Below are 19,813 nucleotides of genomic sequence, written 5' to 3'. Positions count from 1 at the left end.
GCCGTCGCCCGGGGTCGCCCGGACGTCCCCGGCTCGCGGCCCCGCCCCGCGGGCGCGGCGGAGCGCCCCCGCCGCGCACCGGCGTCCGGCCCGTGGAGCGGACCGCCGTGGCTCCACGCCCCGAGCCGGACCGGGGCGTGGTGCCACGGCCCGACGAGCTCGGCGTCGACCGTGGGTTCGACCGTGGCGTCGATCGTGGGGTCGATCGTGGGTTCGACCGCGGCGTCGAGCCGTTCGTGGTGCGGGAGGTGCTCACCCCTCGAGTCTGCGGGGCCGGGGTCCGGGTCGTGCGGGCCGGACCCGGGCGTGTCGCGCGCCCGCCGGCCGAGCGGCCTCCCGAGCCCGCACCCGCGCCACCGCTCCGTGCACCGCCGCGCGCCGGCGGCGTCCGCCCGGTCACGGCGTCTCCGTGTCGCCGATCCCGACCTTCGCGCGCTTCTCGACGCTGATCATCGTCGGGTCCTCGGCCGGGACCATGCCGAGCTTCGTGGCGCGCTCCGCCAGCGACGCCTCCGCGGCCCGCAGCTTCTCCTGCTGGGTCTGGACGTCCTGCGCCACCTGACCGACCTGGGCCTGGAGCCGCGACGCCTCGTACGAGCCGCGCGCCATCGACGTGTTGAGCAGCAGCGCCGCGAGGAGCGCGCCGACGAGGATCACCGCGCACAGCACGAGGAACGGGACGCCCGACGTCGCCTGGAGCGGCGCACGGACCGCGTCGAGGCGGCGCCCGCGGTCCGCGGCACCGCCCGGCAGCGAGGTGAGCGGGGCACGACGCGGCGCCGCGGCGGGACGGGTCCCGGGGGTGGCGGGGGCACGCAGGGCGCTCATCGGCGGTCCTCCTTGGTGTGCTTGCGGGCAGGCTGCTGGGTGGCGTGGCGGGTGGACTGGCGGGCGGGCGCCGCCGAGCGCATGTGGTCGGGGGTGGGACGGACGCGCCGGGCGGCCCGCAGGCGGACCGACGCCGCCCGCGGGTTGCGCTCGAGCTCGGCCTCGTCCGCCTCCTCCGCGCCCCGCGTCAGGGCCTCGAGGTAGGGCTTGTGCGTCTCCGGCTCGACGGGCAGGCCGGCCGGGGCGCTCGACGTCGTCCCGCGGGAGATGGCCCGCTTGACGATCCGGTCCTCCAGCGACTGGTAGGACTCGACGACGATCCGCCCGCCCGTGGCCAGCGCCTCGATCGCGGCGGGCACGGCGCGCTCGAGCACCTCGAGCTCGCCGTTCACCTCGATCCGCAGCGCCTGGAACGTCCGCTTCGACGGGTTGCCTCCCGTGCGCCGCGCGGCGGCGGGGATGGACGCGCGCACCAGGTCGGCGAGCTCGCCCGTCCGCTCCCACGGCCGCTCCTCGCGGCGCCGCACGATCGCCCTGGCGATGCGCGGCGCGAACCGCTCCTCGCCGTACTCGCGCAGCACCCGGGCGAGGGCACGCTCGTCGTAGGTGTTGAGGACGTCGGCCGCGGTCGCACCCCGGGTCTGGTCCATGCGCATGTCGAGCGGCGCGTCCTGGGCGTACGCGAAGCCCCGGCCCGCCTCGTCGAGCTGCAGCGACGAGACCCCCAGGTCCATGAGGACGCCCTGCACGCCGTCCAGCCCGAGCTCCGCGACGACCTCACCGATCTCGTCGTAGACCGCGTGGACCGGGGTGAACCGCTCGCCGAAGCGGGCCAGCCGCTCGCCGGCGAGGCGCAGCGCCTGGGTGTCGCGGTCGATCCCCACCACGCGGGCGGTCGGAACCTGCTCGAGCACCGCCTCGGTGTGCCCGCCCATGCCCAGCGTGCAGTCGACCAGCACGCTCCCGGGCTCGGTGAGCGCCGGAGCGAGGAGGTCGACGCACCGCTGCAGCAGCACGGGCAGGTGGCGGTCGCCCGCGGATCGCGCGTCGTCCGGTGTGCTCATCGGTGCCTCTCCTCTCGTGCTCGTCTCGTGCTCGTCCTGCTCGTGTCGTGCTCGGTCCACGTGCTCGGTCCACGTGGTCGGCGGGGCCCCGCCCGGCCAGGTCTCCCTCCGCGCCGTTCTGGCGCCGGGGAAGTGCGCCAGACCCTCGCGGGAGGAGGCCTCGTCGTGCGGGGCCCTGCTGCTGCTCGTCTGCTGTGCGGTTGTGGGTGCTGCCGGTCGTCCATCGGTGCTGGTCGTCCATCGGTGCTGGTCGTCCATCGGTGCTGCTGGTTCAGAACTGCAGGTCCGGGAAGATCTGCTCGGACGTCTCGGAGTACGACGACTCCTGCTCGGCCAGGTAGGTCTCCCAGGTGGTGCGGTCCCAGACCTCCACGCGGGTGCCGGCGCCGATCACGGCGACGTCCCGGTCGAGGCCGGCGTACGCGCGCAGGGCGGCCGGGATGACGACCCGCCCCTGCTTGTCCGGCAGCTCGTCGCTGGCACCCGACAGGAACACGCGCAGGTAGTCGCGCGCCTGTCGGCTGGTCACGGGGGCCTGCCGCACCTGCTCGTACATGCGGCCGAACTCGTCCATCGGGAGGAGGAAGAGGCAGCGCTCCTGTCCCCTCGTCATGACGAGGCCGGGAGCGAGTCGGGCACGGAACTTCGCGGGGAGGATGAGCCGGCCCTTCTCGTCGAGCTTGGGGGTGTAGGTGCCGAGCAGCAGCCCGGCCCCCGGAAACGTGTCCTCCAGACCTGCCACGGCTCGCACCTCCCCTCGCGCTCCCGCAGCCTCCACGCTACTCCACTTTCCTCCACCGGGCGCGGCCAACGATGGGCAGTTCTCCCCATCTCACCCCCTCCCCCCACAGTCCCCACACATCGCCGCAGGTCAGCGCGTCGGGCGGGAACGGGGCGCCGGTGGAGGGCGGTGGAGCAGGAGCCCTCCGACGCGTGTCGCACGAGGCGCACCTCCGGGTCAGGCAGGCGCCGCGGGCACGCGCCCACCGCCCGCGGGGGGCGTCGTGGAGGGCGGTGGAGCGGGTGATCGTCGTCACGTCCGGCCCCGATTCCACTAGGCTGCGAGAACCGTCACGAGCACGTGAACCGGAGGTCACCCGTGCACCCAGAACCCGTCTCCCCCACGCTCGCCGGCGCACGCACGGAGACGGAGGACCGCAGGGACGGCGCCACCCCCTCGACGGGGGCCGACCTCGACGCCCTGGCCAGGGATCTCGACGAGCTCGTCGCCGCCACCACGCGGGTGCGGGAGGCGGTCGACTCCGTGGTCTTGGGCCGGCCCGGCCTCGCCGAGGTGACCGTCGCCGTCCTGCTCGCCGAGGGTCACCTCCTGATCGAGGACGTCCCCGGCGTCGGCAAGACGACGCTCGCGAAGGCCCTCGCCCGCAGCATCGACTGCCGCGTGGGCCGCATCCAGTTCACCCCCGACCTGCTCCCGAGCGACCTCACCGGCGTGAACATCTTCCGCACGGCCACGCACGACTTCGAGTTCCGGCCCGGACCGGTGTTCAACAACGTGGTGATCGGCGACGAGATCAACCGCGCCTCGCCCAAGACGCAGTCCGCGCTCCTCGAGTGCATGGAGGAGGGCCAGACGACGATCGACGGCACCACGCACACGCTGCCGCGGCCGTTCCTCGTCGTCGCGACGCAGAACCCGGTGGAGATGGAGGGCACGTACCCGCTGCCCGAGGCGCAGCGCGACCGGTTCATGGCCCGGCTCACCGTCGGCTACCCGGACACGGACGCCGAGCTGCAGATGCTCGACCGCCAGGAGTCCGCCGATCCCCTGGACCACCTGTCCCCCGTCACCACCGGCGCCGACATGGTGCGGTACGCCCGTGCGGTACGCGCCGTCTACGCCGCGGGACCCGTCAAGCAGTACGTGCTCGACCTCGTGGGCGCGACGCGGCAGCACGAGGGGGTCCGGCTCGGCGCGTCGCCGCGGGCCTCGCTCCAGCTGCTGCGCGCCGCCAAGGCCGCGGCCGCCATGGCGGGCCGCGAGCACGTGCTGCCCGACGACGTGCAGTCCCTCGCCGTCGCGGTCCTGGCCCACCGCCTCATCCTCAGCACGGAGGCGCGGCTCGGCGGCGTGACGCCCGAGGACGTCATCGAGGAGATCGTGCAGCGCACCGCCGTGCCCGGCGTCCGCGTCGCGGTCGCCCCGCCCGCGGGGTCGTTCGCGCGGCCCTCCCGCGAACGCGGCCGGTAGGACCGACCATGTCCGGCGACGACGAGTCCGGCGCGGTCCCGGCCACCACCGAGCGCAGGGCCGGGAAGGGCGGCCCGCACGACACCCGGCACCCGGCGCTGCGACGGGTCGTCCGCGTCCGGCCCACCCGCCGCGGTCTGGCCCTGCTCGTCGCGGGCCTGGTGCTCGCGACCGTCGGCACCCTGCTCGACCTGCCCGACGTCGTGGGCCTCGGCGCCGCGGCCGTCCTGGCCGTCCTCCTCTCCTGGGTGCTGATGGGGGTGCAACGCCTCGACGCCGGTCGCGGGGCGCTCGTGGTCACGCGCGAGCTCACGCCGAACCCCGTCGTGCGGGACCAGACCGCAGCGGTGCGCCTGGTCGTCGGAGCCCGCGCGCGCACGGGCGCGGCCTACGAGCGGCTGGCCCGGCTGCGGCTGTCGGAGCAGGCCGCGCACGAGCTGGCGGGGCCGCACGGCATCCGCGCCCGGGTGACGGCGCACGCGGACCGCATCGCGGTCTCCTACGCGCTCACCCCGTCCCGCCGGGGCCGTTGGGCCCTCGGCCCCCTGCTCACCACGCGCACCGACGTCTTCGGGCTGGTCCGCACGACGCAGCCGCTCGGCGCCCCGACCCGGGTCGCCGTGTGGCCCCGCACCGTCGGGCTGCCCACGCGCACGCGGGTGCTCGGCGACGTCGAGCGGGCGGCCACCGGCGCACGGCTGGCGTCCACGGACGACTCCGTCCTGCGCGAGTACGTCTCCGGCGACGACCCTCGCCGGGTGCACTGGGCGGGCTCGGCGCGCCAGGGCCGGCTCATGGTCCGGGCGGACGAGAGCGCCGGCGTGCGGCCCGTGACCGTGCTGTTCGACCGGTCGCTGCTGCCGCCGCCCGTCGACCCGCGCACCGGCGTCTGGCCGTCCGCCCGCGGCTCCCGCACGCACGCGGAGGGCGAGCTCGCCGTCGAGCTGGCCGCCTCGGTCGCCACCTCGTTCCTCGACGCGGGCCACCCCGCGCGGCTGGTGCCCACCGGTTCCGGCCCCGCGCCCGTGCCCTTCGCGGCGGGCGCACGCACCGGCCGCGCGACGATCCTGGACGGGACCGTCGACCTGCGCGGGCACCGCGGGTCCGCCGACGCCGAGCGCGCCGTCCTGCAGACGGTCCGCGCCCTGCGCGCCTCGCGCTCGCAGGAGGAGATCGTCGTCGCCGTGCTGGGCCCCCAGGCGGAGACCGCGCTGCGCGAGATGGCCGAGCTCGGCGTCGAGGGCATCTGCTGGGCGCTCGTCGTGGCGCCGGCCGACGCCCCGGGCGCGGGTCCGACGCCGGCGGGTGGCACGGCGGGAGGCACGGCGGGAGTCACGGTCGGCGCGCTGCGCGCCGCCGGCTGGCGCGTGGCCACCTGCCCCCCGGGCACGGCGCCCGACCGCGCCTGGGCGCTCCTCGCCGAGGGGGCGGCATGATCCCCGCCCACGCGGGCCCGACGGCCCGCACCATCGCCTCCGGGGTCCTGGTCGCCGTGGCGGTCGCCGCGTCGATGCTCTCGCTCTCGAGCATCGTGCTCCCGGGCGGCTGGACGCGCGCGGCCCTCCTCGGCATCGTCCTCGTCAGCGCGACGACGGTCACCTCCCGGGTGGTGATCGAGCGACGGGCCCGCGCCCGGGGGCTGCGCACCAAGGAGTCGGGCTCCGCATGGCCCAGCGTGCTGGGCGGCGTCGTGGCCGCCTGGTTCGTCCTCGCGCGGTACGGCGGCCCCACCGCCGATCCCACCTTCCTGGTCACCCCGGAGCACGTGGCACGCGTCGTGGCCCGGCTCGGCGAGGCCGGTGAGATCGCCCGGTCGGAGGTCGCCCCCGTGACGGGGAGCGTCCCCATGGGGCTGCTCACCGTCGGCGGCACGCTGCTCGTGCTCCTGCTCGCCGACGCGCTGGCGGGCGCGCTGCGCCGCCCCGCGGCGGTCGGCCTGCCGCTCCTCGCCCTCTGGGCCCCGCCGCTCGTGCTCACGGGACGAGTGCCGTGGGGCGTGTTCGTCGTGACCGTCACGGCCCTGCTGCTGCTCCTCACCCTCGACGGTCCCCTGGTCGCGCGGACGAGACGGGCCGAGCGCACGCCCGCGCCGGTGCGGCGCGCCGAGCGGTCCCGCGCCGTCGCGACGACCGCCGGCGCCGTCGTCCTCGCCGTCGTCGCCGGCCTCGTCGGAACCGCGTCCGCCGCGCTCCCCGGAGGTCCCGCGGGCTGGTACCGCACCTTCACGACCACGGGCGACACCATCCGCCTCGCCGAGGACCTCGACATCCTGCGGAGCCTGACCGAACGGTCCCGCTCCGTCGTGCTGTCCTACGACACCGGCTCCGAGGCGGACGTCGGTCCGCTGCGCAGCTACACCGCCACGGCCTTCGACGGGCGCCGGTGGCAGCGCGGCGACGAGCGCGGCGGCCGCGAGTTCGCCGAACGCGACGTCCTGTGGCCCGACGACCCGCCGTCGGGCGGCGACGTCCGCAGCGTCGCCCTCGACGTCGGCGAGCTCCGCGACGACAAGCTGCCCATCAGCATCGACCCTCGCCAGGTGGCCACGGACGGCGGCGGGTGGGGCTACGACCCCGCCCGGGACGAGGTGGTCGGTGGGCTGACGGCGGCGGGCGACTCCTACACCCTCACCGTGCACGAGCGGGACCTCGACCCCGCCGCCCTCCGGGAGGCACCCGCGGCCGACCTCGACGAGGTCTACACCCAGGTCCCCGACACGGCGCACGCGGGAGACGTCGAGGCCGCCGCGCGCGAAGCCGTGGGCGAGGCCGACACCGCCTACGACCAGGCGGTCGCCCTCCAGCGCTGGCTGCGCGACCCCACCCGCTTCACCTACTCGACGACCATCCCCCGCGGCGGCACGGGAGACCCCGTCTGGGACTTCCTGCAGCACCGCACGGGCTACTGCATCCAGTTCGCGACGACCATGGTGGTCATGGCGCGGTCGCTCGGCATCCCCGCGCGCCTGGCGGTCGGGTACCTGCCCGGCGACCGCACCGGCGAGACCACCTGGCAGATCACGGGCCAGGACTCGCACGCCTGGCCGGAGATCTACTTCCCCGGCACGGGGTGGGTGCGTTTCGAGCCGACGCCCGCCCAGCAGACCGGGAGCCCGCCCGCGTACACGATGCCGCGCGTCCAGGGCGACCCGGCCGCGGTGCCCACGTCGAACGACCTCCGCGAGCGGCAGCCCTCGGCGGGGAGCACCTCGACCGACGACGAGGCGACGCCCTCGGCCTCGACCGCCGCCGCGGTCACGCCCGTCGTCGACACCGGCCTCCCCGGATGGGTGTGGATCACGGCAGGCAGCCTCGTCGTCGTCCTGGTGGGCGGCCTCGTGCTGCTCCTGGCCAGGCGGCGGCGCGCCTCGCTGGAGCTCGACCCCGAGCTCGCCTGGCAGCAGGTGCTCGCCGCGCTCGCCGCCGAGGGCGTCCGGCTGCCGCCCGCCACGACGCTGCGCCGTGCCCCGGACGCCATCGCGTCCGCCGTGACCACCCGGACCGGCCGCGAGCTCAGCCCCGAGGTGCGCGAGGACCTCGGCGCGCTCGCGCGGGCGGCCGAGGCGAGCCGGTACGCGAGAGAGTCCGTGCCACCCGAGCCCGACGAGCTCGAACGGCTCGCGACGGCGGTGACCTCTGGGCTCGGCGAGACCCTGTCGACGCGCTGACCGCTGCGGCCGCGTCGGGGGCGCGTGCGGGTCGCGGGCGGGGCGTGTCGCGCGGGTGGCCCACGGTGTGAACGCACGAGCCCGCCCCGCTCGGGAAGAGCGGGGCGGGCTCGGTCGAGCGTGACGCTCCGGACCTCAGCGGCCCTGGTCCCGTCGGCGCTCCCAGCGCTCCTCCAGCCTCGCGAGGAACCCCTCCTTCTTGGCGGCCGTGCTGGGACGGGTCGCCGTCTGCCCGGGGCGCGAGCGATCGGGGTTGGTCTGGGGGTCGATCGTCCCGTCCGGCCGGACGACTCCCGTCGGGCCCTTCTTGCGGGGAGCCGCGAACGCGTACGCCACCCCGGCGAACATCAGCACGAAGCCGGCGACTCCGACCCAGGCCTGCGACGTCGCGGCACCGACCACGAGCAGCAGCAACCCTGCGACGACTCCTACGCCGGCCAGGACATAGCGCAGGGGCGACCGGCGGCGCGCCTGCTGCAGGGTGTTGGCCAGACGGGGATCGTCGCTGCTCAGCGCGCGCTCCATCTGCTCCAGCACTCGCTGCTCGTACTCGGACAGTGGCATCGAGTCCCCCCGGGTCTCGCGGTGGAACGGTAACGCCCTCAGGATATGCCTGAGCCGCCCGGCATGGTAGTCGGCGGGGGTGAACCTCGGCGACGGCCCGGCGCCGCACCGAGGCTGATCGCGGATCGCCCGAACCGCTCGCGTACGGCGTCCAGCGCCAGCTCGGCCTCCCGACGCGCCTCCTGACGCGGATCCACGGCCTCGTCGAGGGTCACCTGCTCGGCGAGACCGGACCTGACCTGCAGGTTCTCACCGCGGACGCCGACCAGGCGCACGGGCAGACCGCGGAGGTCCGCCGCACCCAGCAGCTCGCGCGCGACCAGGAAGATCGCGCGCGCCACGTCCGTGGGGCCGTCGAGGGTGCGGGACCGGGTCAGGGTCCGGAAGTCGCTGGTGCGGACCTTGATCGACACCGTCCGCGCGACCACGCCCTGGTGCCGCAGCCGGGCCGCGACCCGGTCCGCGAGCTCGAGGACACGCTGCTCCACCGCGCGGAGGTCCCACAGGTCACGCTCGAACGTCGTCTCGGCCCCGACGCTGCGCTCCTCGTGCCCCGGGACGACCGGCCTCGGGTCACGCCCCCACGCGAGGTCGTGCAGGTGCGCCCCGGAGACCGACCCGACCGCCGCCTGCAGCGTCGGCACGTCGGTGTCCGCGAGCTGGGCGACGGTCGTGATGCCCCAGCGCGCCAGGGCGGCCTCCGTCTTCTCACCCACCCCCCAGAGCGCACCGACCGGCAGCGTCCGCAGGAAGGGCACGGTCGCGTCCGCCGGCACGAGCATCATCCCGTCCGGCTTCGCGTGGGTGGACGCCAGCTTGGCCACGAACTTGTTGCGCGCGACCCCGACGGAGCAGGTGATCCCGTGCTCGGCCCGGACCTGCTCGCGCAGCCGCGCCCCGATCGCCGTCGGCGCGCCCAGCCGGCGCCGGGCCCCGCTCACGTCCAGGAAGGCCTCGTCGACCGAGACGCGCTCGACCAACGGGGTGATCGTGGCAAGGATCGCCATCACCGACTCGGACACCTCGTGGTACAGCGTGTGGTCGGCCGGCACCACGACGGCCTGCGGGCACAGGCGCAGTCCCGCGGCCATCGACATCGCGGAGCGCACCCCGAAGGCCCGGGCCTCGTAGGTCGCCGCGAGCACCACGCCCCGCTCCCGCCCCCCGACGATGACGGGACGACCGCGCAGCTCGGGGCGGCGGGCGAGCTCGCAGGACGCGAAGAAGGCGTCCATGTCGACGTGCAGCACGGAGGTGCCGGACTCGTCGCTGCCCCAGTCCCGGAACGCCCCCGCTGCCCGTGGGCCGCGGCTCACGACGCCGCCGGCGTGAGGGCGAGCGGTCGCGCGAACCCGGCGCCCGGGTCGACCAGGAGGCCGACCTCGTCCCGGAAGTCCTCCGCGCACGCCACGATCTCGGCCGCCCGCCGGGCGTCGACGTCGGGCTCGAGCCCCGCCTCGACCGCCGCCCGGACACGGGCCCCGGAGGCGAAGTAGCCCGACCACGCGGCGAGGTCGGGCTCCACGAGGGCCAGCATGTCCCAGACCGAACGCGCCCGGCTCCGGGCCGACGGGCGGCCGCGCAGCGCGACGACGGCGGCGGCCGCCCGCAGCGCCGCCAGGTGGGCGTGCACGAAGCGCTCGGCCGGGTCCGTCGCCGTCGCGGCCGCCGCGAGCTCCGCGTCGGAGCGGTCGAGCAGCCGGGTCACCTCGGGGCTCGGGGGCAGCGCCGCGCCCGCGCCGCCATGACCTGCTCGGCCCGCCTGACCACGACCGCCCGTCGCACCGGCAGATCTCGTGCGAGCCGACATCCTGCACCTCCCGTGCTCCGCGGTTCCCCGCGCCCGTCCAGTGTCGAACACCTGTTCGAACCTGTCAACCGCCGGCCCGGGCCCTCCCCACCCTCCGGAGCGGGGAGACTGGTCGCATGTCCCGCTCCTCCCGAGGTGGATCGCGCCCCGAGCGCCGGTCCGGTCGACGCCACCCAGCATCCTCCGACGCACCGACACTCCCCGACGAGGAGGTGCCGATCGACACCGGCACGGCACGCGTCGAGCGCGACCCGGACCACCCCGACCGCGTGACGCTGCACGTCAACGGCGTGCCGAGCTCCGCCCTCGACCTGGCCGACCCCGGCTTCCTCGCCTTCGAGTACATGCAGCAGATGGCCGCCGTGCTGGCGGGGCTGCCCGACGGCCCGCTGCGGGTGCTGCACCTCGGGGCGGCGGGGTGCGCCCTCGCGCGGCACGTCGAGCACGAGCGACCGGACTCGCGCCAGCTGGGCGTCGACGTCGACGCCCGCCTCCTCGAGCTCGTGCGGTCCTGGTTCGCGCTGCCGCGCTCGCCCCGGCTCCGGCTGCGGGCCGACGACGCCGGCCACGCCCTCGCGTCGCTGGCGCCGGGCTCGTTCGACGTCGTCGTGCGCGACGTCTTCGCGGGCGACCGCACGCCCGACCACCTGGCCGACGACGCGTTCGCCGCGGCCGCGCACCGGGTGCTGCGCCCCGGCGGCGTCCTGCTCGCGAACTGCGCGGACCGCCCGCCGTTGTCGCTCGCGCGCCGGGAGACCGCCACGCTCGCCGCCGCGTTCGGACCGGGCGCGGCTGCCGACGGCCGGCTCGGGGTCGTCGCGGAGCACGCCGTCCTCAAGGGCCGCCGGTACGGCAACGTGGTGCTCGTCGCGGTGCGGGCCGCGCCCGACGACACCGGCGAGGTGGTGGACCTGCACGACGCCGGCCTCGCGCGACGGCTGCGCAGCCTGCCCGTCCCGACCCGCCTCCTCGTCGGTGACGAGCTCACGAGGTTCGCCGGGGCCTGACGTCCGCCGGTCGAGCACTGTTCGGGCGACAGGGCGAGCACCTGGCGAGCGCCGGTCGCGCCCGGCACGACGACGGCCGCGCCCCTCCCGGGGACGCGGCCGTCGTCAGGCGAGCCGGGTGCTCAGAGCGGCACGACCTGCTCCGCCTGCGGCCCCTTGGGGCCCTGGGTGATCTCGAACTCGACCCGCTGGGCCTCGTCGAGGGTGCGGTATCCCTGCGTCTGGATCGCGGAGTAGTGCACGAAGACGTCGGCGCCGCCGTCGTCCTGCGCGATGAAGCCGAAGCCCTTCTCCGAGTTGAACCACTTCACAGAACCTTGCGCCATGCTGATCCTTCGACCTTCCGTCACAACGGGCACGAGCGGGCCGGGCGGCCACCCGTCGCTGCAGGCCGCACCGCCGGTTCGTGCGAAGGAGCGCCTCTGCAACGCGGTCAGTGTGGCACGGACCACACCGACGTGCCACGGATAAGCCGCGGAAGCCGCGCATCGGCCATTCGGGACGGGCGGAGTGCGCACCGCGGACGAGCGGCACCCGGGGGCGTCCGGGTCAGTCGTCGTCCTGCTGGGCCAGGAAGCGCTCGAACTCGGCGCCGAGCTCGTCGGCCGTGGGCAGGGGGGCCTGCTCGGCGAGGAGGCTCGGCCGCCCCACCGACCTCGTGAAGGCGTCGTACTGCTCCTCGAGCGCCTTGACGACGGCCTTGACCTCGCCCGACTCCCCCACCTGCTTCTCGACCTCGATCGTCGCGTCCGCCGCGGCCTCCGCGAGCAGGCCCGTCGCGAGGTCCAGGCCCGTGGCGCGCTCCACGTGCCGCAGCGCGACGACCGCCGCCGGCGCGTAGCGGGACTGCGCGAGGTAGTGCGGCACGTGCACGGTGAAGCCGATCGCGTCGTGCCCCGCCTCGCCGAGGCGGTACTCCAGGAGCGCGGCGAGCGAGCCGGGCACCCGCACGGTGCCGAAGAACGAGGTGTAGTCCTCGACCAGGCCCGGACGCGTGCCGTGCGCCGTGAGCGACAGCGGCCGCGTGTGCGGCACCCCCATGGGGATCCCGTGGAAGCCGACCGTCAGGGAGACCTCGAAGCGCTCGGCCAGTCCCTTCACGGCCGCCACGACCCGCTCCCACTGCAGGTCGGGCTCCGAGCCGTGCAGCAGCAGGAAGCCGGTGCCCTCGCGGTCGGCGACGTGGTCGATCGCGAGGTAGGGCTCGTCGTAGGCGGACCATCGGTCGGCGTCGAACGTCATCCCGACCCGCTTCGAGCGGTAGTCGAGGAGCTGGTCGACGTCGAAGGTCACCAGGCGCGTGGTCGTCAGCTCCTCGGTGACGTGCTCCACGGCGATCTCCCCCGCGGAGCCCGCGTCGACGAAACCGTCGAGCGCGTGCAGCAGCACGGGTCCGGTACCGGTCGGCGCCGCGTCGGGCCCCTGGTGGGGCAGGACGCGCGCAACGGCGGCCTCGTCGACCTCGTAGATGCTCTGCGGGTCCAGCAAGGGTCTCCTCCTCGGTTCTCCGGCTCGTGCCGGCGGGCTCGCGCCCGCAGGAGTGACAACCGTGCCGCGCCCCGGATCCTTCCCGCGCCCCGCCGGCCCCGATCAGTGGTGCGGCAGCCGCACCACGGTGACGAAGAAGTCGTCGATCTGTCGGACCACCTGGATGAACCGGTCGAAGTCCACGGGCTTCGTCACGTAGGCGTTCGCGTGCAGCGAGTAGGACCGCAGCACGTCCTCCTCCGCCTCGGACGTCGTGAGCACGACGACGGGGATGTGCTTCAGCCGCTCGTCGGCCTTGACCGCCGCGAGCACCTCGCGGCCGTCCATGCGCGGCAGGTTGAGGTCCAGCAGGATGAGGTCCGGCGTCGGCGCCTGGGCGTGCTCGCCCTCCTTGCGCAGGAAGGCCATCGCGCTCACGCCGTCCGCCACCACGGACAACCGGTTGGCGACCTTGTGCTCCTCGAACGCCTCGCGGGTCATGAGCACGTCGCCCGGGTCGTCCTCGACGAGCAGGACCTCGATCCCCGTCTGCTGGTCCGTCATGCCCGCTCCCTCGTCGTCGAACGCCCGGTCGGGGCGTGCCCCTGCCATTCCATCTGCAGCATCGTCGCAGGTCAGCGACGTCTACCGAGCCTAACCGACGATGCCGTCCGACGCCTCGTCGCGGTCCGGCAGGGTCCATCGCACCGACGTCCCGCCGCTCGGCGCGGGCTCCAGCCAGACGCGCCCGCCGTGGTGCTCGACCACGCGCTTGACCAGCGAGAGCCCGATGCCGGTGCCCGAGTAGACGTCCTTGGGGTGCAGCCGCTGGAAGATGACGAAGACGCGCTCGGCGTACTGGGGGTCGATGCCGATCCCGTTGTCGGTGCAGGACAGCTCCCAGCCGGGCTCCGGCCCCGTGACCCGCCGCGCCGACAGGTGCACGCGCGGCGGGCGCTCGGGGTCCCGGAACTTCACGGCGTTCCCCACGACGTTCGCCAGCAGCATCGTCAGCAGCGCCTTCTCCCCGCGCACGACCGGCAGCGGGTCGTGCGTGATCTCCGCACCCGCCTCGAGGATCCGGCCCTCCTGGTCGTGCCGCACCTGCTCGAGCGCCCGCTCGAGGTCGACGTCCTCGGGCTCGCTGCCCGAGCGCCCGACCCGCGAGAAGCTCAGCAGGTCCTGGATGAGCCGCTGCATGCGGCGCGCGCCGTCGACGGCGAAGGCGATGTACTGGTCGGCCCGCTCGTCCAGCTGCTCGCCGTAGCGCTTCTGGAGCAGCTGGGTGAAGCTCGCCACCTTGCGCAGCGGCTCCTGCAGGTCGTGCGAGGCCACGTAGGCGAACTGCTCGAGGTCGCGGTTCGAGCGCTCCAGCTCCTGGTTGGAGCGGGCCAGCTCGCGCGCCTGCTCCGCGAGCTGGGCGTGGGTGCGCTCGGTCTCGGCGTGCGACGCGCGCACCTCCGCCACCTGCTGCACCAGCTCGCGGCGCATGTGCTCAACGTCGGCCGCGAGCGCCGCGACCTCGCCGGTGCCCTCCACCTGGATCTCGTGCTCGTGCTCGCCCGTGCTGGCGGCGCGCACCGAGTCGGCGAGCCGTGCCAGGGGACGGGTCACGCCGCGCTGCAGGGCGCGCCACATGAACAGACCCATGACGACCACGAGCAGCACGAGCACGATCACCACGACCAGCAGGGTGAGGTTCCACGCGTGGGCCGCGTCCATGGCCTCGTCGCCTGCGCCCACCCGCAGCAGCACCAGCGAGCGCTGGATCGCGACGAGCGCGACGGCGAGCGCGAGCAGCAGCACCGCGCCGACGATGAGCAGCAGCCGCAGGACGACGTCGTGGAGCGGGCGTTCGCGCCTCACGGGCGCGCCCACTCGGCCGAGTCAGCGAGGGTCGAGGACCGCTCCCCCAGGTACGGCGTGTCGTGCCCGGTCCACCCGACGACGAGCAGCGCCGCGTCGTCGGTGAGCGGGCCGCCGTGCAGCGCGCGCACGTTGCGCAGCACCCGCTCGACCACGCCGACGATGCCGTGCCGCTCGAGGTCCTCGCGCACCAGGTCGTGCAGCCCGGACTGCCCGAGCCGGGGCACCCGCGCCCGCAGCGGGCCCACGCGCGCGGGCCGTTCCCCGTGCAGCTCGGCGAGACCGAGGGCGTCCCGGCCGAGCCCGTCCAGCTCCGGGTCGATCACCGTGCCGGCCGGCCGGCCGCTCGTCGGGTCGGGGCCGGGTGCACCGAGGCGCACCTCCGCCTCCACGAGCCCGTCGGTGTAGAGCATGAGGGCGAACGGCCCGTCGAGGCCGATCCGCCGCGGTTCCCACCCGCCGTCGACGGGGACGCCGAGCGCCCGGCCCCTGCCGGTGGGCGGCAGCAGCTCGCAGCGCAGGTCTCCCACCGGCCCGGTGATGAGCAGCGGCGGCAGGTGGCCCGCCAGGTAGAGGTCGATCCCGGAACGGTCCGGGGCGACCACCACCTGGCACAGCGTGACGAAGACCTCCGGCCGGGCCCGCTCGGTCAGCAGCACGCGCTCCAGGTGCTCGAGGACGTGCTCGGGCGGCGTCCCGGTGAGGACGAGGGTGCGCCAGGCGGTGCGCAGGGTCGCCCCGAGCGCCGCCTCGTCGGGGCCGTGGCCGGCGACGTCGCCCACGACGGACAGCACGGAGCCGTCGGGCCGTTCCACGGTGTCGAAGAAGTCGCCTCCGAGCAGGCCCCCGCCGCCCGGCAGGTAGCCGACCATCACGGAGATGCGCTCGTCGCCCACGAGAGGCTTGGGCAGCAGGGCGCGCTCGAGCCGCGCGGTCTCCTCCGCCCGCACCGCGCTGCGGTACAGCGCGCGCTGCTGGGCCGCGGACCGGCGCCGCTGGAGCGCGTAGCGCAGCGACCGGCCGAGCAGCCCGGAGTCCGTCTCGCCCTTGACGAGGTAGTCGTCGGCCCCCGCGGCCACCGCCTGCAGCCCCTGGTCGCCGCCGGTCAGGCCCGTGAGCACCACGAGCGCGGGGACGTCGTGCACGCGCTCGGCGACCTCGCGCAGCCGCGACACCGCCGTCAGCCCGACGGCGTCCGGCAGCCCGAGGTCGAGCAGGACGCAGTCGACCCCCGGGGTCCCGCCGGGCCGTGAGAGGGCGTCCACCGCCTCCGCCACGGACCGGGCCCGACGCAGCACGACCGTGACCTCGGCGTCCTCGAGCAGCTCCGTGACGAGCAGCGCGTCCCCGTCGTCGTCCTCCACGAGAAGAACGGTGGCGGCCGCGTCCTCGGCGGGTCCGTCGGACCCGGCTCGCAGGACGTCGCCGCTGCTCATGGGCCTGATCCTAGCCCCGGCCCCCCGCTCCGGGCAGGTGCCGGGAGCCCGGCGCGTCGCCGCCCGGCGCCGGACGGTGCGCCCGGGTGCTCCCGGCATCTGCAATGATGGTCCGCCGCCGGGACCGCGCCGTCGTGAGAGCGCGGCCCGAAGGACGCTGGGAGGATGCGTGGCAGGCAGGCAGGACGAGCTGGCACGCGAGCAGGGGGTCGTCGACGGCCTCTACGCCCGACTGGACGAGCTGCGACGCGCGACGCGCGACCGGCTCGCGGAGGTCCGGCGCTCAGGACCGTCGGGGTCGCCGCAGAACCGGAGCGAGCGGGACGCCTTCGCCACCCTCTACGAGGACCGGGTGGCGCAGCTGGACGCCGTCGAGGACCGGCTCGCGTTCGGTCGCCTCGACCTCGACGACGGCGACACCCGGTACGTGGGCCGCCTCGGTCTCGCGGACGCCGAGCACCGGTCGCTGCTCACGGACTGGAGGGCGCCCGCCGCGACGCCGTTCTACCGGGCCACGGCCCTCCACCCGGCCGGCGTCCGCCGTCGTCGGCACCTGGTGACGACGGGACGCACGGTCACCGGGCTCGAGGACGAGGTGCTCGACCTCGACGCCCTGGCGGACGGGGCCGAGGGTGCCGACGGCTCCCTCGCCGCGTCGACCCTCTCCGGCGAGGGAGCCCTCCTCGCCTCGCTGGCCGCGCGCCGCACGGGCCGCATGACCGACATCGTCGCGACGATCCAGTCCGAGCAGGACCGGATCATCCGCGCCGACCTCGCCGGCGCGCTCGTCGTGCAGGGGGGACCCGGCACCGGCAAGACCGCCGTCGCCCTGCACCGCGCCGCCTACCTCCTGTACGCGCACCGGCGCGTGCTCGAGCGCAGCGGCGTCCTGCTCGTGGGGCCGAGCCGCGCCTTTCTGCGGTACATCGACCAGGTGCTGCCCTCGCTGGGCGAGACGGGGGTCGTCGCGACCACGGTGGGCGAGCTGCTTCCCGGGATCCGGGCGGACGTGGCGGACACCCCCGCGGCCACCGCGATCAAGGGCCGCCTGCTGTGGCGGGACGTCGTGCGCCGCGCCGTGCGCGCCCGCGAGCGCGTCCCGGAGCGGGACGTCCGCTTCCGTCTCGAGGGGTACGACCTCGTCGTGCGCCGCCGGGACGTGCGCGACGCGATCGGCCGCGCCCGTCGCACGCACAAGCCCCACAACGAGGCCCGCGCCGCCTTCGTCCGCGACATGCTCGCCCGCCTCGTGGACCAGTACCGCGCCGCGGCCGACACCGAGCTCGCTCCCGAGGACGTCGCGATGGTCACCGAGGACCTGCGCTCCCACCGGGACGTGCGGGTCGCGCTCAACCTGGCCTGGTTCCCGATCAGCCCGGAGAAGCTGCTCGCCGACCTCTTCGCCAAGCCGCACCGGCTGGCGGAGGCCGCCCCCGAGCTGTCCGCGAGCGAGCGAGCGGCGCTGCGTCGCGACCCGGACGCGCCCTGGACCGAGGCCGACGTGCCCCTGCTCGACGAGGCCGCCGAGCTGCTCGGCGAGGACGGCTCGATCGCCCGCGCGGAGGCCCGGGCACGCGCCGCCGAGCGCGCCGCGGAGCTGGAGTACGCCCGGTCCGTGCTCGAGTCCACCGGCGCGGGCGGCGGGCTGGTGGACGCCGAGACGCTGGCCTCCCGGTTCGAGTCCACGGGGCCGCGGCTGACGACGGCGGAGCGCGCCGCGGAGGACCGCACCTGGACGTACGGCCACGTGGTCGTCGACGAGGCGCAGGAGCTGTCGCCCATGGCGTGGCGGATGCTGGTGCGCCGCGTGCCCACGCGCTCGATGACGATCGTCGGCGACGTCGCGCAGACGTCGTCGCCCGCCGGCGCCCGGTCGTGGGCCCGCGCGCTCGACCCGGTGCTCGGCGACTCCTGGCGGCTCGAGGAGCTGACCGTCTCCTACCGCACCCCGGCCGCGGTCGCGGACGCCGCGCAGCGGATGGCCGCCGAGGCCGCGCTCCCCGTCTCGCCGCTCACCGCCGCCCGCCAGGTCGACGACGCGCTGGAGCTCACCCCCGTCACCCCGTCGGGACCGGCGCGCCCGGTGCTGGTGCAGGAGGTCGTGGACCAGGTCGCCTCCCTCGCGGCCAGCTTCGTCGGGGCAGACGGCGCGGGCCGCGTGGCCGTGGTGGCCGCCGCCGACCAGGTCGAGGCGCTCCGGGTCGCCGTCGAGTCCGTCCTGCCGGACGCGCTCGGGGCGGACGAGGGGGCGCGACTGCTCGCCCAGCGACCGGAGGACGCCCAGGTGAGCGTGCTCGACCCGCGCGCGGCCAAGGGGCTGGAGTTCGACGCCGTCGTGCTCGTCGAGCCGGCGGCCGTGACCGAGGGGCCCGGCGGGGCGTCGGACCTGTACGTCGCGATGACCCGCCCCACCCAGCGCCTCGTCGTCGTGCACGAGCGCGCCCTGCCCACCGGCATCGTGGAGCTCGCCGCCGCGTGACACCGGACGTGACGCCGCAACGGTGAGACGCGTTTGTGGGCGCGGGCCCGCACAGCGCACCATGGCCTCGTGCTGCGAGCCCTCCTTCTCGAGAACGTCCACCCCGTCGCTGCCCAGAATCTTCGTGATGCGGGTATCGAGGTCGTCACGCGCCCCGGCGCGCTCGACGAGTCCGAGCTGATCGAGTCCCTCCAGGACTTCCAGATCCTCGGCATCCGGTCCAAGACCACCGTGACCCGCAAGGTCCTCCAGAGCGTCCCCGGCCTGCAGGCCGTCGGCACCTTCTCCATCGGCACCAACCAGATCGACCTCGACGCCGCCGCGGCCCACGGCGTCGCCGTGTTCAACGCGCCGTACTCGAACACGCGCTCCGTCGTCGAGCTCGCGATCTCGGAGATCATCGCCCTGACGCGCCGCCTCACGGTGCGCGACAAGGCGCTGCACGACGGCGTCTGGGACAAGACGGCGGAGGGCTCGCACGAGGTGCGGGGCCGGACGCTGGGCATCATCGGCTACGGGAACATCGGCTCCCAGCTGTCGGTGCTCGCCGAGAACCTCGGCATGCGGGTCGTCTTCTACGACACCGCCGAGAAGCTCGCCCTCGGCAACGCGCACCGCGTCGAGACGATCGAGGAGCTGCTCGCCGAGGCCGACGCGGTGACGATCCACGTGGACGGTCGGCCGGGGAACGCCGGCCTCTTCGGGGCGGACCTGTTCGCCGGCATGAAGCCCGGCGCGGTCTTCCTCAACCTGTCGCGCGGCTTCGTCGTGGACGTCGAGGCGCTGCGGGAGCACATCCTCTCCGGTCACCTCGGCGGCGCGGCCGTCGACGTCTTCCCGACCGAGCCGAAAAAGCGCGGCGACGGCTTCACGTCGCCGCTGCGCGGGCTGCCGAACGTCATCCTCACCCCGCACGTCGGAGGCTCGACGGAGGAGGCCCAGGAGGCGATCGGCGAGTTCGTGTCCAAGAAGCTGCGGGACTTCATGTCGACCGGGTCCACGACCCTGTCGGTGAACCTCCCGAACCTCCAGCTCGCGCACACGGGAGTCGGCCGCATCATGCTGCTGCACCGCAACGTGCCCGGTGTCCTCGCCCGCGTGAACCAGGTCTTCGCCGACCACGGCGCCAACATCGAGGCGCAGATGCTCGCCACCCGCGGTGAGATCGGCTACGTGGTGACCGACATCTCGGACGTCACGCAGCGTGGCGCGTCGGCCAAGCTGCAGGCCATGGACTCGACCATCCGCCTGCGCATCCGCGACGCGTTCGAGCGGCCCGAGTTCCCGCCCGGTCCCGCGGCAGGCTGACGCGGCACGGCGACCGCGCCGACGAAGCGGGGAGGGGGGGGCCCGGGGTAGGGGGGGGGCCCCGGCGGCTGGTGGCGGAGGGAGGCCGCGGCCGGAGGGGAGGCC

The 19,813-nt window shown here is 75.3% G+C and carries 17 protein-coding genes; 6 read left to right on the top strand and 11 right to left on the bottom strand.

The window, feature by feature from the left end:
• Nucleotides 1-396: 396 nt before the first annotated feature.
• The 3 genes from ACFQ8Y_RS17320 to mraZ form a co-directional block, all read right to left on the bottom strand.
• Nucleotides 397-828 (bottom strand): hypothetical protein, encoded by a 432-nt coding sequence (locus ACFQ8Y_RS17320; RefSeq protein ID WP_430552287.1) that lies wholly within the window; start codon nucleotides 826-828, stop codon nucleotides 397-399.
• On the bottom strand, nucleotides 825-1,892 hold the full coding sequence (gene rsmH / locus ACFQ8Y_RS17315; protein WP_430552288.1) for a 16S rRNA (cytosine(1402)-N(4))-methyltransferase RsmH: 1,068 nt from the start codon (nucleotides 1,890-1,892) through the stop codon (nucleotides 825-827). Before rsmH ends, ACFQ8Y_RS17320 begins: the two co-directional genes overlap by 4 nt.
• A 271-nt stretch (nucleotides 1,893-2,163) precedes the next feature.
• On the bottom strand, nucleotides 2,164-2,598 hold the full coding sequence (mraZ, locus tag ACFQ8Y_RS17310) for a division/cell wall cluster transcriptional repressor MraZ (RefSeq protein ID WP_429762671.1): 435 nt from the start codon (nucleotides 2,596-2,598) through the stop codon (nucleotides 2,164-2,166).
• 393 nt (nucleotides 2,599-2,991) lie between these two features.
• On the opposite strand from mraZ, the gene ACFQ8Y_RS17305 reads away from it, so the two are divergent.
• Genes ACFQ8Y_RS17305 through ACFQ8Y_RS17295 form a run of 3 tightly spaced genes read left to right on the top strand, consistent with a single transcriptional unit; the run spans nucleotide 2,992 to nucleotide 7,771 of the window.
• Nucleotides 2,992-4,104, top strand: coding sequence for an AAA family ATPase (locus ACFQ8Y_RS17305; RefSeq protein WP_430586253.1), 1,113 nt, complete (start codon nucleotides 2,992-2,994; stop codon nucleotides 4,102-4,104).
• A gap of 8 nt (nucleotides 4,105-4,112) precedes the next feature.
• Nucleotides 4,113-5,540, top strand: a complete 1,428-nt coding sequence (locus ACFQ8Y_RS17300; RefSeq protein ID WP_430586252.1) for a DUF58 domain-containing protein — start codon at nucleotides 4,113-4,115, stop codon at nucleotides 5,538-5,540.
• Nucleotides 5,537-7,771 (top strand): transglutaminaseTgpA domain-containing protein, encoded by a 2,235-nt coding sequence (locus tag ACFQ8Y_RS17295; RefSeq protein ID WP_430586251.1) that lies wholly within the window; start codon nucleotides 5,537-5,539, stop codon nucleotides 7,769-7,771. Before ACFQ8Y_RS17300 ends, ACFQ8Y_RS17295 begins: the two co-directional genes overlap by 4 nt.
• A 135-nt stretch (nucleotides 7,772-7,906) precedes the next feature.
• Here the strand turns inward: ACFQ8Y_RS17295 and ACFQ8Y_RS17290 are convergent, their stop codons facing one another.
• From ACFQ8Y_RS17290 to ACFQ8Y_RS17280, 3 genes are read right to left on the bottom strand one after another with little or no spacing between them, the layout of a single operon-like run.
• Entirely contained in the window at nucleotides 7,907-8,335 is a 429-nt protein-coding gene (locus tag ACFQ8Y_RS17290; RefSeq protein ID WP_430552292.1) for a DUF3040 domain-containing protein, read from the bottom strand.
• 38 nt (nucleotides 8,336-8,373) lie between these two features.
• Entirely contained in the window at nucleotides 8,374-9,651 is a 1,278-nt protein-coding gene (locus ACFQ8Y_RS17285; protein WP_430586250.1) for a DNA polymerase IV, read from the bottom strand.
• Nucleotides 9,648-10,043: an SAV_6107 family HEPN domain-containing protein gene (locus tag ACFQ8Y_RS17280; RefSeq protein ID WP_430586249.1), complete on the bottom strand. Its 396-nt coding sequence runs from the start codon at nucleotides 10,041-10,043 to the stop codon at nucleotides 9,648-9,650. Before ACFQ8Y_RS17280 ends, ACFQ8Y_RS17285 begins: the two co-directional genes overlap by 4 nt.
• A 314-nt stretch (nucleotides 10,044-10,357) precedes the next feature.
• On the opposite strand from ACFQ8Y_RS17280, the gene ACFQ8Y_RS17275 reads away from it, so the two are divergent.
• Complete coding sequence (locus tag ACFQ8Y_RS17275; protein WP_430586248.1) at nucleotides 10,358-11,152, top strand: spermidine synthase; 795 nt, start codon at nucleotides 10,358-10,360, stop codon at nucleotides 11,150-11,152.
• 122 nt (nucleotides 11,153-11,274) lie between these two features.
• On the opposite strand, the gene ACFQ8Y_RS17270 is transcribed toward ACFQ8Y_RS17275, so the two are convergent.
• The 5 genes from ACFQ8Y_RS17270 to ACFQ8Y_RS17250 all read right to left on the bottom strand — a co-directional run bounded on the left by ACFQ8Y_RS17270 (nucleotide 11,275) and on the right by ACFQ8Y_RS17250 (nucleotide 15,921).
• On the bottom strand, nucleotides 11,275-11,478 hold the full coding sequence (locus tag ACFQ8Y_RS17270; protein ID WP_430552296.1) for a cold-shock protein: 204 nt from the start codon (nucleotides 11,476-11,478) through the stop codon (nucleotides 11,275-11,277).
• 223 nt (nucleotides 11,479-11,701) lie between these two features.
• Nucleotides 11,702-12,640 (bottom strand): proteasome assembly chaperone family protein, encoded by a 939-nt coding sequence (locus tag ACFQ8Y_RS17265; protein WP_430552297.1) that lies wholly within the window; start codon nucleotides 12,638-12,640, stop codon nucleotides 11,702-11,704.
• 102 nt (nucleotides 12,641-12,742) lie between these two features.
• Entirely contained in the window at nucleotides 12,743-13,183 is a 441-nt protein-coding gene (locus tag ACFQ8Y_RS17260) for a response regulator (protein ID WP_430552298.1), read from the bottom strand.
• A 90-nt stretch (nucleotides 13,184-13,273) separates the two neighbouring features.
• Nucleotides 13,274-14,485, bottom strand: a complete 1,212-nt coding sequence (locus tag ACFQ8Y_RS17255) for an ATP-binding protein (RefSeq protein ID WP_430563424.1) — start codon at nucleotides 14,483-14,485, stop codon at nucleotides 13,274-13,276.
• Nucleotides 14,482-15,921 (bottom strand): PP2C family protein-serine/threonine phosphatase, encoded by a 1,440-nt coding sequence (locus tag ACFQ8Y_RS17250; RefSeq protein WP_430552300.1) that lies wholly within the window; start codon nucleotides 15,919-15,921, stop codon nucleotides 14,482-14,484. The genes ACFQ8Y_RS17255 and ACFQ8Y_RS17250 overlap by 4 nt, the downstream gene beginning before the upstream one ends.
• 169 nt (nucleotides 15,922-16,090) lie before the next feature.
• Between ACFQ8Y_RS17250 and ACFQ8Y_RS17245 the strand changes: the two genes are divergently transcribed.
• Nucleotides 16,091-18,400, top strand: coding sequence for a HelD family protein (locus tag ACFQ8Y_RS17245; RefSeq protein ID WP_430563425.1), 2,310 nt, complete (start codon nucleotides 16,091-16,093; stop codon nucleotides 18,398-18,400).
• A 69-nt stretch (nucleotides 18,401-18,469) separates the two neighbouring features.
• The gene (gene serA, locus ACFQ8Y_RS17240; protein WP_430563426.1) at nucleotides 18,470-19,708 is read left to right on the top strand and encodes a phosphoglycerate dehydrogenase; all 1,239 of its coding nucleotides are present in this window, start codon (nucleotides 18,470-18,472) and stop codon (nucleotides 19,706-19,708) included.
• The last annotated feature ends 105 nt before the right edge of the window (nucleotides 19,709-19,813 follow it).

Source organism: Isoptericola sp. NPDC056605 (assembly GCF_042792795.1).
In the GTDB taxonomy this organism is placed as follows: Bacteria; Actinomycetota; Actinomycetes; order Actinomycetales; family Cellulomonadaceae; genus Isoptericola.
Note: the sequence above shows the minus strand (reverse complement) of the source record. Positions and strands in the feature narration are given on the sequence as shown.